This window comes from Antribacter soli, from assembly GCF_021568775.1.
Taxonomy (GTDB): domain Bacteria; phylum Actinomycetota; class Actinomycetes; order Actinomycetales; family Cellulomonadaceae; genus Antribacter; species Antribacter soli.
In genome coordinates this window covers 19,016-32,307 of record NZ_JAKGSG010000062.1, presented here as the reverse complement: position 1 = coordinate 32,307, position 13,292 = coordinate 19,016, and the positions used below count along the sequence as shown (strand labels likewise).

Sequence of the window (13,292 nt, the reverse complement as noted above, 5' to 3'; positions counted from 1 at the left end):
GTCGCAGAACGTGGGGGACCCACAACCCCCCGGGGGGGGGGGGGGCGGCCCCCCCACGTTCTGCTTCGGCGGGCCTAGGGTGGACCGCGTGCAGCTCACCTTCACCGCGCCCCTGTGGCAGTGGGAGATGCGCAGCGACTCGTGGTGGTTCGTCTCGGTCCCGCAGGACCTCTCGGACGACCTCGCGGCGCTGCCGCTCCCGCCCCGCGGCTTCGGCTCGATCCGCGTCCGGGTCACCGTCGGGTCGACCACCTGGTCGACGTCGGTGTTCCCCAGCGACCGGGAGAAGTGCTACGTGCTGCCGGTCAAGAAGGCGGTGCGCACCAAGGAGGGCCTGACGCCGGACGAGCCGGTGAGCGTGGCCCTGGAGACGGTCGACGTCTGAGCCGTCAGCCGCCCAGCGCCACCGTCGGGTTGGTCACGAACTCGGTGACGGCCGTCGCGATCATCTGGACGGCGATCGCCGCCAGCAGCAGGCCGGCGATGCGGGTGACGAGGGTGACGCCGGAGTCGCGCAGCACCTTGTGGATCACGCCTGCGAACCGCATCGCCAGGTAGGTGGACAGGTGCACGGCGACGATGCCCGCCGCGATCGCGAGCCAGTGCCCGAGCCGGGCGTCACCCGAGCCGACGCGCTGCTGGACGAACACCATGGTCGCGACGATCGCGCCCGGCCCGGCGAGCAGCGGCGTGCCGAGCGGGACCAGCGCCACGTTGACGCTGCCGTTGCCCGACGGCTTGGGCTCCTCCATCTTTCCGGTCAGCAGCTCCATCGCGACGGCGAGCAGCAGCAGGCCGCCCGACGCCTGCAGCGCGGGCAGCGTGATGCCCATGTAGTGCAGCACCTGCTGCCCGAACAGGGCGAACACCACGATCACGCCGAGCGACACGAGGATCGCCTGGCGGGCGGCGCGGTTGCGCTGCCGGGCGCCCATCGCGCTGGTCAGGCCGAGGAAGACCGGCACCGTGCCGGGCGGGTCCATGATGACGAAGAGCGTCACGAACACCTCGGTGAACAGGACGACGTCGAACCAGTCGGTCATCGGACGACGTCCAGCTTCCCCTGAGCCTCGATGGCCTCGAGCACCTCCCGTGCCGTCGTGTTCTCCCCGATCCGGTTGAGCTTGCCCCGGCCGTGGTAGTCGCTGGACCCCGTGACGAGGAGGCCGAGCGCACCCGCGAGGTCCCGCAGGTGGTCACGCATGGCGGGCGTGTGGTCGCGGTGGTCCACCTCGAGGCCGGCGAGGCCGGCAGCGGCAAGCTCCGCGATCGTCGAGTCCGGCACGATCCGGCCGCGCGCGTCGGCGCCCGGGTGGGCGAAGACGGGCACGCCACCGGCGTCGCGCACGGCACGGACGACGTCGGCCGCGTCGGGCGCGTAGTGTCCCACGTAGTAGCGCGTCCCGGGCCGGAGCATCGTCGCGAACGCCTCGTCCCGGTCGCCGACCACCCCCGACGCGACGAGCGCGTCGGCCAGGTGCGGCCGGCCGATCGTCGTGCCCGGCTCGGTCTGCGCCAGGACGTCGTCCCACGTGATCGGGTAGTCCTCGGCGAGGCGAACCACCATGCGCTGCGCCCGCGTCTCGCGGTCGGCCCGCGTCTTCTCCAGCTCCGCGAGGAGGGCCGGGTGCGCCGGGTCGTGCAGGTAGGCGAGGAGGTGGACGCTGACGCGACCGGCCGCCGTCTCGGCCAGCGCCGAGATCTCGGCGCCGCGGACCAGCGCGACGCCGAGGCGGACTGCCGCGTCGGTCGCCTCGGACCAGCCGGACGTCGTGTCGTGGTCGGTGAGGGCGACGGTGGTGAGGCCCGCGGCCGCCGCGGCCTCCATCACCTGCGCCGGGGCGTCGGTACCGTCGGACGCCGTGGAGTGGGTGTGGAGGTCGATCACCGGCTCAGTCTAGAGAACGCGCGGCCCGGCGAGGCCCGCAGTCCGGCGTGAGGTGCAGCACCCGCTTTGGCCCGATCCCTAGCCCCTCTCCACAGCACGTTCACGATCCGTTCTGCCGCCGTGCGTCGGCCCGCCAATCCCGTGCCGCACCATGGAGGGATGACCTCTCCCGACCAGTCCTCCCACGACGCCCGCGCCCCACGGCCGGGCGTCGTCTTCGTGCACGGGATGCGGACGTCGTCGGCGATCTGGGAGCAGCAGCTCGAGCACGTGCGCGCCGCGGGGCACGAGGCCGTCGCGGTGGACCTGCCCGCGCACGGCGCGCTGCGGGACGCGCGGTTCAGCATGCCGGGAGCGTTCGACGCGCTGGACGACGCCGCCGCCTCGCTCGACCCCGCCGCGCCGGTCGCGCTGGTCGGGCTGAGCCTCGGCGGCTACACGTCCCTCGCGTGGGCGGCACGGCGCACCCCGGTGACGGACCGCCTCGCCGGCGTCCTCGTCTCCGGCTGCACGACCGACCCGCGCGGCAAGCCCGTCGCGGCGTACCGCGAGCTGGCCCGCCGCGTCGTCGCCGGGCATGCCGCGGTCCGCACCGCCGGGCGCAGCTCGCTGGCCTGGGCGGAGTCCGTCCGGCAGGCCGGCGGCCCGTGGCTCCTGCGGCCCGACGGCGCACGCCTGCGCGGGCCTGCGTCCGCCCCGGGCGGAGCGGACCTGCGGACACTGACCGTCGCACCGGGCCAGGCCGCCGGGCCCTACCGCCCCGGCTGGGACGTGGTGACCGACGCCCTCTCCCACCTTGCCGGCCGGTCGTCCCTCACGGACGTCCGGGCGCTGGAGGTGCCGGTCTGGTTCGTCAACGGCGCGCGCGACACCATGCGCCTGGAGGAGCAGCGTCACCTCGCGGCGGCCCGGGACGGTGCACTGGTGGTGGTCCCCGGCGCTGGGCACGACGTCAACACGGACGCGCCCGACGCGTACAACCGCGTCCTGACGCGCGCCCTGGGGGACTTCGCCCGCGTGTGAGGTTGCCGAGGGCAACTTCGTACGGACGGCACGTGATGACAGACTGTGCGCCATGAGCGACCCTCACGAGAACTCTTCAGCCGGCGACGTCCCCGCTGACCAGACCGTCGAGGACCGGGCGTCTGCGCGGTCGCAGCGACCCGCCTCCCAGGCGTTCAAGGACTTCATCACGAGCGGCTGGGGCCCGCGGGCGGACCTCGGCATCACGGCGTCCCCCGCGGTGCCGTTCACCGCGACCCGCCGCGCACGGCTCTCGGAGCGCCTGCCCGGCGCCCGGCTCGTCGTCCCCGCCGGCCCCCTGAAGCCGCGGTCCAACGACACCGACTACCGGTTCCGTCCGCACTCGGCGTTCGCGCACCTGACGGGCCTCGGCACCGACCAGGAGCCCGACGCGGTCCTCGTGCTGCACCCGGTCGAGCCCGGCACCGGCGACGACGGCTCAGGCCACCACGCCGTGCTGTACGTGCGTCCGCTCGCCGCGCGCGACACCGAGGAGTTCTACGCGGACTCGCGGTACGGCGAGTTCTGGGTCGGCGCCCGGCCCACGCTGGAGGACGTCGAGACGCTGACGGGCATCGAGGCGCGCCACATCGACGAGCTGCGGGACGCGCTCGCGAAGGACCTCGGCGAGGGCGGCGTGCTGCTGCTCGTCGTCACCGGCTCCGACGAGCACGTGGAGACCCTGGTCGAGAGCCTGCGCGCCGAGGCGGGCGCCGCGACGGCTACCGCAGAGGCGGCCGAGGTCGACGGGACGACGTCGGCCACCGGGCTCACCGATGCAGCCCTTGTCGAGGCGACCTCCGAGCTGCGGCTCGTCAAGGACGAGCTGGAGATCGAGCAGATGCGCGAGGCGGTCGCGCGGACCGCCGAGGGCTTCGAGGCCGTCGTGCGGTCGCTGGCCGGCGCCGTGACGCACCGTCGCGGCGAGCGCGTGGTCGAGACGACGTTCGACGCGCACGCGCGGCTCGAGGGCAACGCCGTCGGCTACGAGACCATCGCTGCCGCGGGCGAGCACGCGACGACGCTGCACTGGATCACCAACGACGGCGTCGTGCGCGAGGGCGACCTGCTCCTGCTCGACGCCGGCGTCGAGGTCGACTCCCTGTACACGGCCGACGTGACCCGCACCCTCCCGGTGACCGGCACGTTCACCGAGGTGCAGCGCCGGGTCTACCAGGCGGTGCTCGACGCGGCCGACGCCGCCTTCGCCGTCGCCGTGCCGGGCGCGAAGTTCCGAGACATCCACGCCGCCGCGATGGAGGTCATCGCCGCGCGGCTCGACGAGTGGGGCCTGCTGCCCGTGCCGGCCGCCGAGTCGCTCACGCCCGAGGGCCAGCAGCACCGGCGGTGGATGGTGCACGGCACGTCGCACCACCTGGGCCTCGACGTGCACGACTGCGCCCAGGCGCGCCGCGACCTCTACCTCGACGGTGTGCTGGAGCCCGGCATGGTGTTCACGATCGAGCCGGGCCTGTACTTCAAGGCCGACGACCTGGCCGTCCCGGAGGAGTACCGCGGCATGGGGGTGCGCATCGAGGACGACGTGCTCGTCACGGCCGACGGGAACGAGAACCTCTCGGCCGCCCTGCCGCGACGCCCGGAGGACGTCGAGGCCTGGATGGCGTCGCTGCGCGGCTGACGCAGCCCGCGTCAGTGCGCGTCGCACACGCCGCCCCGCCCGCCCCAGGGCGGGTGGGGCGGGCGGCTAGCTGTGCGGCTTGTCGTCGTCCGACGGGCGCATCGCGCCGTAGCGCGGCTCGCCCGTCGGCGTCGTCCAGCGGGGGTCGGGCGTGCGGGCCGGGGTGTCGGGCGCCTCGCCGTTGTCCGACGCCGGCGCGCCGACGGGCGGCGCGGGCGTCGCGACCGGCGTCGGCGCAGGCGTCGCAACCGGGGCGGGCGGTGTGGCCGGTGCACCGGCCCCCGCGGCCGGCGACCCCCACGACGGCGCGGCCCCGCCGCGGCCGAGCCCGCCGGGCGACCGGGCGAGCAGTGAACGCGCGTCGTCCGACTGCTCGCGCGCGCACAGGATCGCGTACGACGTGGCCACGATCTGGGAGGACGACGTGAAGTCGCGCCGCCCGCCCGTGAACGCGTAGGACAGCACCGAGAACAGCAGGCCGAACCCGGCGCCGAGCGCGATGCCGACGAACAGCACGCCGCTGGCGGTGCTCCCGGCGAAGAGCGTCAGGAGCAGCCCCACGAAGAAGCCGAACCAGGCCCCGGACAGCGCCCCGGCGAGCGCGACGCGTCCGTAGGTGAGGCGGCCGGTGACGCGCTCGACCATCCGCAGGTCGGTGCCGACGATGGTGACGTTCTCGACGGGGAACTTGTTGTCGGACAGGTAGTCGACGGCCTTCTGGGCTTCGATGTACGTGGGGAAGGCGGCCACCTCGTCACCGGCCGGCAGGGTCGGGACCTTCGGGACGGCACCCGGGCGGGACATGCTCATCGGCCCAGTTTCCACCACATCGCCCGTCCTGGCGAGGACGACACCCGGTACCGGACCCGCCGGGTCGCCCGGGGGCGCGCCCGGGACCTGCGGCGAACACGGCGGAGCACCGCGGCGGACCGTAGGCTGACCAGCGTGAGCGTCACAACTCGCGTGTACGTCGCGCGCCTGGCGGGGACCGCGGTCTTCGACCCGATCGGGGACCAGGTGGGGCGGGTGCGCGACGTCGTCGTGCTGGTCCGGGCGAAGGGCGCGCCGCGCGCGGTGGGCCTCGTCGTCGAGGTGCCCGGCCGGCGGCGGGTGTTCCTGCCGCTGACGCGGGTCACGAGTATCGACCAGGGCCAGGTGATCAGCACCGGCCTGGTGAACATGCGCCGCTTCGAGCAGCGGGCGATGGAGACGCTGGTGCTGGGCGAGCTGCTGGACCGCACCGTCCGGTTCGTCGACGGCTCGGGCGAGGCCGTCGTCGAGGACGTGTCGATGGCGCGCCAGCGCACGGGTGACTGGCTGGTGGACCAGCTCTTCGTCCGCCGCCGCCCGCAGCGCGTCACGACCCTGAGCCTCCGGCGGCGCGGCGCGACGCTCACGGTGCCGGTCGAGGCGGTGACGGGCCTCGCGGCGACGACGCGGACGCAGGGCGCGGCCCGCCTGCTCGAGGCGTACGAGGACCTGCGCCCCGCCGACCTGGCGGACGTGCTGCACGAGCTGGGCGAGTCGCGCCGGCTCGAGGTCGCCACGGCCCTGGACAACGAACGCCTCGCGGACGTGCTGGAGGAGCTGCCCACGGACGACCAGGTCGAGATCCTCTCCGGCCTCGACCGCGACCGCGCCGCCGACGTGCTCGAGGCGATGCAGCCCGACGACGCCGCCGACCTCCTGCACGAGCTGTCCGACGAGCAGACGGCTCAGCTCCTGGAGCTCATGGAGCCGGAGGAGGCGCGCGACGTGCGGCGCCTGCTGGAGTACGAGGACTACACGGCGGGCGGCCTCATGACCACCGAGCCGGTGATCCTCGGCCCGGAGACGACCATCGCGACCGCCCTTGCGCAGATCCGCCGCCAGGACCTGCCGCCGGCTCTGGCGTCGATGGTGTTCGTGTGCCGGCCCCCGCTGGAGACGCCGACGGGCCGCTTCCTCGGTGTGGCGCACTTCCAGAGGCTGCTGCGCGAGCCCCCGCACGCGAGCGTCGGCTCGATCCTCGACTCCGACACGGAGCCCCTCACGCCCGACGCCACGCTGGGCCGGGTGACCCGACTGCTCGCGGCGTACAACCTCCTCGCCCTGCCGGTCCTCGACGCCGAGAAGCGCCTGCTCGGCGCGGTGTCCGTGGACGACGTGCTCGACCACATCCTTCCCGAGGACTGGCGCGAGAGCCACGACGAACGGCTCGACGAGGAGGCGTCCCGTGGCTGACCGGCTCGACACCCCGCTGGAGCAGCGCCGCCTGGTGATCCCCCGCATCCGGCTCGGCGAGGACGCGGTGGGCAAGGCGACCGAGGGAATCGCCCGCTTCCTCGGCACGCCCCGGTTCCTCATCTACCTGACGCTCTTCTGCATCGTCTGGCTCGCATGGAACACGTGGGGTCCCCCGGACCTGCGGTTCGACAGAGCGGCGAACGGCTTCACGGCGCTCACGCTCATGCTGTCGCTCCAGGCGTCCTACGCCGCGCCGCTGATCCTGCTCGCGCAGAACCGCCAGGACGACCGGGACCGCGTGACGGCCGAGCGCGACCGCCAGCGCGGCGAACGGAACCTCGCCGACACGGAGTACCTGGCCCGCGAGATGGCGGCGCTGCGCATCGCCCTGTCCGAGGTGGCGACACGCGACTTCGTCCGGTCCGAGATCCGCAACCTCCTGGAGGAGCTCGAGGAGCGGGAGAGGTAGGCAGGGTCACGGCTCGGTGTCGTCGTGGACCACGACACGCGAGAGCTCGTAGGTGCCGCCCGGCACCTTCCAGAAGTGCAGCCGGCGCGCCGACGGCGTGTTCACCTGCAGCGACACGCGATAGCAGACGGCGCCGTCGCCGTCGCGCACCCGCACCGGGTCGTCGCCGCCCGCGCCGGTGCGCAGGTGGTGCAGCTCGAGACCGTTCACGTTCCTCGCGTTGCCCGTGACGACGTGCACCACCGTCCACACGACGCGATCCCGCTTCACGCCCTCCACCTCGTCCAGCGACGCGAGGAACCGCGGCCCGAGCGTGTACCCGCCGAGCGGCAGGTGCGGCTTCTCCGCCGCCCGGATCGTGTGGGCCCACGTGGCTCCGACCTCGAAGCGGAACTGCTCCTCGGGGTCGAGGAAGAGCCGCTCGTCCCCGTCGTCCACGCCGCCGAGCTCGCCGAGGCGGCGGCGCAGCGTCGCCGCCTCGGTCCGCGCCTTGCGCAGCTCCGTCTTCTTCTGCTCGACGTGCTGGTCGCGACGGGCGATCCGCTCCTGCAGCTCCGCCACGTAGGCGCGCAGCCCTTCGAGCTCCACCTCGCCCTGGCGGTGTGCCAGCCGGACCTCGAGCAGGTCCCTCTCCAGCGCGGTCACCTTCGCGCGCTCGGCGTCCAGCGCGAGGCTCAGGTGGCGCGCGGCCTTGCCTCCGCCGCGAGTGCTCGGCGGACCGGCGGGGGCCGGCGCGGGGGACGCGCCCGCGAGCATCGCGGCCACGGCTCGCGGCGTCGGGACAGGCGGCCCGACGCCGACCGCCTCGGGCGCGGGCATCGCCGACACGCCGTCAGGGCCGTGCAGGTCGGCCGGCTCCTCCTCGGTCGCGGTGACGGGCGGCGGCTCGAGCCAGGGCGGTCCGCCGTCGAGCAACGCGATCGCCGGCACGGGCGCCTCCCCCTCGTCCACGTCATCGAGCCGCAGGCCGACGCCCTCGAGCGGGGCGGGCACCATCCGCGCCGTGACGACCTCGCCGACCGTGAACAGGTCGCCGAGCAGGTCCAGGTCGTTGCCCGTCACCTCCGAGCGGTGCACGCGCACCACGACCCAGGGGGCGAGCGCGATCGTCACCGCGGCGTCGTCCACCGCCTCGACACGGCCCAGCACGACCTGGCCCACGCGGTAGGTGAGCCTGACCACCTGACGCAGCCGGCCGGCGTCGGGCAGCATGCCGCGGACGTCGAGAACCCGGCCGGCCCGGTCGAGGACGCCGGACACCGGCATGCCGGGAGCGAGGAGCCGGCCCAGGGGTACGCCCGGGAGCGTGAGCTCCTCGGCGATGGTGACCTGGCCGTCGTCGTCCGTCTGTACCAGGGCACGCGAGCCCAGGACACCCAGCACCCGGCCGCGCGTCCCGCGGGTTCCCGGGGCAGGCTCGGCAGCGCCGACGAGGCCAGCGTGCAACGCCCCCGCCAGCGCGTCGCGCACCAGACGCTCCTGGAGGCGCGTCCCGTCCGCCGCGGTGTAGGCGAAGTGGAGCGGCGAACGCTGCGGCACGTGCACCCAGTCGAGACCCGTCCCGTAGACGCGGGAGGCGCCGCCGTAGACCTGCGTGCCCTCGGGCATGTGCCGGGAGAACTCCCACGAGATGTCGCCGGTGGGGATCACGACGACCTCGGCCAGCCCGGAGACCTCGTCGAGCACGCGGCCCGGATCGACGAAGGGCGTGTCCCGGCCGGCGGGCGTCGAGATGACCACCACCGGCCACGCCCGGTCCGGGCGCTGCAGCCGGTGCGCGAGCTGTCGTGCCTGGTCCTCGGTGGCGACACGGCGGACCGTCGTGGGCACCAGGACCGCCCCCCCAGCTGTGCTCTCGCCCATGACGCCCTCCCTCCCCCCGGGTGCCGCAGCCTATCCGAGATAACGGCCTGGTAACGACCCCCCGCGCCGTCGGTTCGCCGTGTGGGTCGCAGTCCGGGCCGAGATCTGCGGTCCGGGCCGCAGATCTCGGTACCGGGGTGCGGCACGCACGGGCCCTAGGATCGAGTCATGACCTCACCCAGCGAGCCCACGGACCCGGTCGAGACGCGCGTGCGCGCCGCGCTCGCCGGCGTGGTCGACCCCGAGATCCGGCGGCCGATCACCGACCTCGGCATGCTCCGCTCGATCGAGGTGCGCGACGCCGCCGACGCCGGAGAGCCGGGCGCCGCCGGGCCGGGCGCCGCCGGGACGGGCGCCGCCGGGCCGGGCGAAGGTCGCCACGTCGTGGTGGGCGTCGACCTCACCGTGGCGAGCTGCCCCATGCGCGACACGCTCGTGAACGACGTCGCGGCCGCCGTGGCCGCAGTGCCGGGCGTGGGCTCCGTCGCGGTCGAGCTCGGGGTGATGACGCCGGAGCAGCGCCAGTCCCTGCGTTCTCGCCTGCGCGGCGGGTCGGGCGATCCCGTGATCCCGTTCTCGCAGCCCGGGTCGCTCACGAAGGTGTACGCGATCGCGTCGGGCAAGGGTGGCGTCGGGAAGTCGTCCGTCACGGCGAACCTCGCGGTCGCCCTGGCCGCCGAGGGTCTGTCCGTCGGTGTGCTCGACGCCGACATCTACGGGTTCTCGATCCCCCGCATGCTCGGCGTGACGCGCCAGCCGACCCGCGTCGACTCCATGCTGCTTCCGCCGATCGCGCACGGCGTCAAGGTCGTGTCGATCGGCATGTTCGTGCCCGAGGGGCAGCCCGTCGTGTGGCGCGGGCCGATGCTTCACCGCGCGCTCGAGCAGTTCCTCGCCGACGTGTTCTGGGGCGACCTCGACGTGCTCCTGCTCGACCTGCCGCCCGGCACCGGCGACATCGCGATCTCCGTGGCGCAGCTCCTGCCCGGTTCCGAGATCGTGGTGGTCACGACCCCGCAGGCCGCCGCCGCCGAGGTCGCCGAGCGCGCCGGTTCGGTCGCGATCCAGACCTCGCAGGGTGTGGTCGGCGTGGTGGAGAACATGTCGTGGCTGGAGCAGCCCGACGGGTCGCGGCTGCACGTGTTCGGATCCGGCGGCGGCGAACGGGTCGCCAAGCGGCTCACGACGCTGCTCGGGTCCGACGTTCCGCTGCTCGGCCAGGTGCCGCTCGACGTCGCCGTCCGCGAGGGCGGTGACGCCGGGCTGCCGGTGGTCCTCGCCGACCCGGACTCGGCCGCCGCCAAGGTGCTGCAGGAGGTCGCGCGCGCCCTCGCCGGCCGACGGCGCGGGCTGGCCGGGCGCAGCCTGGGGATCAGCCCGGTCTGAGCCTGGGCCGTTCGGGGCCAGAGCCACCGGCACCGGCACCGGCACCGGCACGAGCGTCACTCAGCGAGCGAGCGCCCCCGCCGCCGTCGGACGGGCCGGGCGGGGCCACGTGTTGGTCCGGACCTCACCGCGGATGTCACGGAACGTCACGTCGACCCGCATGCCCGAGACGAAGTTGCGGTCCTCGTACGGCACCACGAACTTGCGATCCCACGTCCGGGTGGTCGTTCCCGAGACGATGGTCTGGATGAAGGTCAGGGTGTCCGTGGGCTCTTCGCTGCTTCCGTCGAAGTGCACCCGTCGGACGGGTACGCCCACGTGGACGACGCACTGCACGTCGTCGATCGGCATGCGCCCGGGGTTCGCGAGCGTGAACCTGAGGACCCACCGAGCAAGGCCGTCCGCGTCCGCCGCGAGCGGCGCCTCGACGACGGTCCACATCATCGAGACGGCCTCGTACTCGCGACGCTCCGCCGCGTTCTGGTCGCGGCGGAGCCCGACCACCTGGATGCCGGCGAAGGCGGCGGCCAGGACGGTCGCGACAGCAACGGCCAGCTCGGCCCAGTCCAGGATGCTTAGATCGGTCATGAGGGACGATGCTCCCACAACGGGCGTCCGTCCTTACGCTGCCGGCAGATCCGCTGGCCGCCGCCGCTCCGGTCCGGTGAGGTAGATCCATGCGGATCCTCGTGCTCGGCGGAACAGGCTTCCTCTCCCGCGTGGTCGCGCAGGAGGCGGTGCGGCGCGGCCACGACGTGACGTGCACCGCCCGCGGGGTCAGCGGCACCCCTCCCGAGGGAGCGGCCTTCGTCCGGTGGGATCGCGCGGAACCGGTCCCGGACGAGCTCACGAGGGCAGGCTCGGGCACAGCAGGATCGGGCCGAGCAGGAGGCACGACGCCGTTCGACGCCGTGGTCGACGTCTCGCGCACGCCGTCGCACGTCCGCCGGGCCGTCACGGACTTCCCGGACGCGCACTGGACGTTCGTGTCCACGGTCAACGTCTACGCCGACACGACGACCCCCGGCGGCACGCCCGCCACGCTGCCGCTGGTGGACCCCGTGGGGACCGACGAGGACCCGAAGGAGAGTCCCGAGGTCTACGGCGCGATGAAGGTGGCCTGCGAGAACGCGGTCCTGGCCGGGGCGGCGGCGGCGCTCGTGATCCGGCCCGGCCTCATCGTCGGCCCGGGCGACCCGACCGGCCGGTTCACCTACTGGCCCGCCCGGCTCGCGGACGCGGCGGCCGACGGCGGCCCGGTGCTCGTCCCCGAGCCGGTCGACGAGCCGGTGCAGCTGATCGACGTGCGCGACCTCGCCGTATGGATCGTCGACAGCGCCGAGGTGCGCCGCACCGGCGTGCTCGACGGGATCTGCCCGCCGCTCCCACGGTCGGGGCTCCTCGCGCAGGTCGCCGCGGGCGTCGACGCAGCGCCTGCGCTGGTGCCCGTTGCGGCGGCGGTCCTGGCCGAGCACGACGTGACGCCGTGGTCGGGCCCGCGTTCGCTCCCGCTCTGGATCGGCGAGCCCGAGGCCACGGGGTTCCTGGCGCACGACGTCACGGGGTCCCTCGCGGCGGGCCTGCGGATCCGGCCCTTCGCGGACACGGCCCGCGACACGCTGGCGTGGCTGCGCGCCACGCCGGACGCGACCGTCACGGGCCTGACCCGCGCGGAGGAGCGGGAGATCCTCGCCGCCCTCCCCTGACGCGAGAACGACGGGGGCGGGCCGGGCGGCCGGGGCCGAGCGACCGCCGTCGGGCAGCTACGACGACGCCCGGACCACCAGCGACGTCGGCAGGGTGATCGCCGCCGGGGCCTGCCCGTCGACGACCTCCAGCAAGAGCCGCACCATCTCGGCGCTGATCCGCTCGAAGGGCTGGCGCATCGTCGTGAGCGCGGGGTGGAGCGCGGCGGCGACGCCGGAGTCGTCGAACCCGCCGACGGCCACGTCCTCGGGCACCCGCCGCCCGGCCGCCTGGAGGGCGACGAGCGCGCCGGCGGCCATGAGGTCGGAGGCGACGAAGACAGCGTCGAGGTCGGGCCGCCTCTCGAGGAGCGCCGCCATCGCGAGCCGGCCGGACTCGCGCGAGTAGTCGCCGTTGGCCACGAGCTGGGGGTCGTACAGGTCCCCGAGCGCCTCCCGGTAGCCCTGGAGGCGCAGCGTGCCGCCGGGGGTGTCGAGCGGCCCGGTGATCATCGCCACGCGCCTGCGCCCGCGGGAGAGCAGGTGGTCGGTCATGGTCCGGGCGCCGGCACGGTCGTCGGCGGCCACGTACCCGATCCGGTCCTCGTACCCGAGCGGGACGCCGCAGGACACGACGGGCACGCGGTGGTCGAGCAGCTCGCCGAGCATGGGGTTGTCGCGGTGGGAGCTGATGAGCAGCACGCCGTCGACGTGCCCGGCCGCGACGTACCGGGAGATGCGCCGCCGCTCGTCGGGGGTGCCGGCCACCATGAGCAGCAACGGCATCTCCCGGCGGGCGAGCGCCTCCGCGGCGCCGCGCAGCAGCACGGAGAAGTTGGGGTCCTCGAACAGCAGGTGCTGCGGCTCGGTGAGCAGGAACGCCACGGAGTTGGCCCGCGCGGTGACGAGCGACCGGGCGTGCTGGTTCGCCACGTACCCCGTGCTGCGGATCGCCTCCTGCACGGCCGCGAGCGCGTCGGGCGACACCCAGTGCCCGCCGTTGATGACGCGCGACACCGTGCCGCGCGACACTCCGGCCGCGGCGGCGACGTCACGGATCGTCGGCCGACGGCGCCGGGCGGGCGCGCCGCCATCCCTCTCCTCCATGGAACG

General features: G+C 74.4%; 13 protein-coding genes. 7 read left to right on the top strand and 6 right to left on the bottom strand.

Features of this window, described 5'->3' with window-relative positions; translation table 11 throughout:
* Nucleotides 1–88: 88 nt before the first annotated feature.
* The gene (locus tag L1785_RS21230) at nt 89–385 is read left to right on the top strand and encodes a DUF1905 domain-containing protein (RefSeq protein WP_236091247.1); all 297 of its coding nucleotides are present in this window, start codon (nt 89–91) and stop codon (nt 383–385) included.
* 4 nt (nt 386–389) lie between these two features.
* On the opposite strand, the gene L1785_RS21225 is transcribed toward L1785_RS21230, so the two are convergent.
* Together L1785_RS21225 and L1785_RS21220 are read right to left on the bottom strand one after the other, a co-directional pair.
* Nucleotides 390–1,043, bottom strand: coding sequence for a MarC family protein (locus L1785_RS21225; RefSeq protein ID WP_236091246.1), 654 nt, complete (start codon nt 1,041–1,043; stop codon nt 390–392).
* A complete protein-coding gene (locus L1785_RS21220; RefSeq protein WP_236091245.1) occupies nt 1,040–1,888 on the bottom strand; it encodes a PHP domain-containing protein in 849 nt (282 codons plus the stop codon). The genes L1785_RS21225 and L1785_RS21220 overlap by 4 nt, the downstream gene beginning before the upstream one ends.
* A 159-nt stretch (nt 1,889–2,047) precedes the next feature.
* Here L1785_RS21220 and L1785_RS21215 point away from each other — a divergent pair, with 159 nt between their 5' ends.
* A complete protein-coding gene (locus L1785_RS21215; RefSeq protein ID WP_236091244.1) occupies nt 2,048–2,911 on the top strand; it encodes an alpha/beta fold hydrolase in 864 nt (287 codons plus the stop codon).
* A gap of 52 nt (nt 2,912–2,963) precedes the next feature.
* Nucleotides 2,964–4,550 (top strand): aminopeptidase P family protein, encoded by a 1,587-nt coding sequence (locus L1785_RS21210; RefSeq protein WP_236091243.1) that lies wholly within the window; start codon nt 2,964–2,966, stop codon nt 4,548–4,550.
* A gap of 66 nt (nt 4,551–4,616) precedes the next feature.
* On the opposite strand, the gene L1785_RS21205 is transcribed toward L1785_RS21210, so the two are convergent.
* Nucleotides 4,617–5,360, bottom strand: coding sequence for a YflT domain-containing protein (locus L1785_RS21205; RefSeq protein ID WP_236091242.1), 744 nt, complete (start codon nt 5,358–5,360; stop codon nt 4,617–4,619).
* Between the two features lie 135 nt (nt 5,361–5,495).
* On the opposite strand from L1785_RS21205, the gene L1785_RS21200 reads away from it, so the two are divergent.
* Complete coding sequence (locus L1785_RS21200) at nt 5,496–6,773, top strand: magnesium transporter MgtE N-terminal domain-containing protein (RefSeq protein ID WP_236091241.1); 1,278 nt, start codon at nt 5,496–5,498, stop codon at nt 6,771–6,773.
* Nucleotides 6,766–7,245 (top strand): DUF1003 domain-containing protein, encoded by a 480-nt coding sequence (locus L1785_RS21195; RefSeq protein WP_236091240.1) that lies wholly within the window; start codon nt 6,766–6,768, stop codon nt 7,243–7,245. Before L1785_RS21200 ends, L1785_RS21195 begins: the two co-directional genes overlap by 8 nt.
* A gap of 6 nt (nt 7,246–7,251) precedes the next feature.
* Here L1785_RS21195 and L1785_RS21190 read toward each other — a convergent pair whose 3' ends face one another.
* The gene (locus L1785_RS21190; protein ID WP_236091239.1) at nt 7,252–9,108 is read right to left on the bottom strand and encodes a hypothetical protein; all 1,857 of its coding nucleotides are present in this window, start codon (nt 9,106–9,108) and stop codon (nt 7,252–7,254) included.
* Between the two features lie 168 nt (nt 9,109–9,276).
* Between L1785_RS21190 and L1785_RS21185 the strand changes: the two genes are divergently transcribed.
* Nucleotides 9,277–10,494, top strand: coding sequence for an Mrp/NBP35 family ATP-binding protein (locus tag L1785_RS21185; RefSeq protein ID WP_236091238.1), 1,218 nt, complete (start codon nt 9,277–9,279; stop codon nt 10,492–10,494).
* 60 nt (nt 10,495–10,554) lie between these two features.
* Here L1785_RS21185 and L1785_RS21180 read toward each other — a convergent pair whose 3' ends face one another.
* Nucleotides 10,555–11,082: a hypothetical protein gene (locus L1785_RS21180; protein WP_236091237.1), complete on the bottom strand. Its 528-nt coding sequence runs from the start codon at nt 11,080–11,082 to the stop codon at nt 10,555–10,557.
* A gap of 89 nt (nt 11,083–11,171) precedes the next feature.
* On the opposite strand from L1785_RS21180, the gene L1785_RS21175 reads away from it, so the two are divergent.
* A complete protein-coding gene (locus tag L1785_RS21175) occupies nt 11,172–12,200 on the top strand; it encodes an NAD-dependent epimerase/dehydratase family protein (protein WP_236091236.1) in 1,029 nt (342 codons plus the stop codon).
* Between the two features lie 57 nt (nt 12,201–12,257).
* Here the strand turns inward: L1785_RS21175 and L1785_RS21170 are convergent, their stop codons facing one another.
* Nucleotides 12,258–13,286, bottom strand: a complete 1,029-nt coding sequence (locus L1785_RS21170) for a LacI family DNA-binding transcriptional regulator (protein ID WP_236091235.1) — start codon at nt 13,284–13,286, stop codon at nt 12,258–12,260.
* Nucleotides 13,287–13,292 lie beyond the last annotated feature (6 nt).

What these genes read in the sequence shown, in the direction of transcription:
- L1785_RS21225 (WP_236091246.1), bottom strand. Translation starts at nt 1,043, where the DNA reads ATGACCGACTGGTTCGACGTCGTCCTGTTCACCGAGGTGTTCGTGACG.
- L1785_RS21170 (WP_236091235.1), bottom strand. Translation starts at nt 13,286, where the DNA reads ATGGAGGAGAGGGATGGCGGCGCGCCCGCCCGGCGCCGTCGGCCGACG.
- L1785_RS21210 (WP_236091243.1), top strand. Translation starts at nt 2,964, where the DNA reads ATGAGCGACCCTCACGAGAACTCTTCAGCCGGCGACGTCCCCGCTGAC.
- L1785_RS21180 (WP_236091237.1), bottom strand. Translation starts at nt 11,082, where the DNA reads ATGACCGATCTAAGCATCCTGGACTGGGCCGAGCTGGCCGTTGCTGTC.
- L1785_RS21215 (WP_236091244.1), top strand. Translation starts at nt 2,048, where the DNA reads ATGACCTCTCCCGACCAGTCCTCCCACGACGCCCGCGCCCCACGGCCG.
- L1785_RS21190 (WP_236091239.1), bottom strand. Translation starts at nt 9,108, where the DNA reads ATGGGCGAGAGCACAGCTGGGGGGGCGGTCCTGGTGCCCACGACGGTC.
- L1785_RS21205 (WP_236091242.1), bottom strand. Translation starts at nt 5,360, where the DNA reads ATGAGCATGTCCCGCCCGGGTGCCGTCCCGAAGGTCCCGACCCTGCCG.
- L1785_RS21175 (WP_236091236.1), top strand. Translation starts at nt 11,172, where the DNA reads ATGCGGATCCTCGTGCTCGGCGGAACAGGCTTCCTCTCCCGCGTGGTC.
- L1785_RS21185 (WP_236091238.1), top strand. Translation starts at nt 9,277, where the DNA reads ATGACCTCACCCAGCGAGCCCACGGACCCGGTCGAGACGCGCGTGCGC.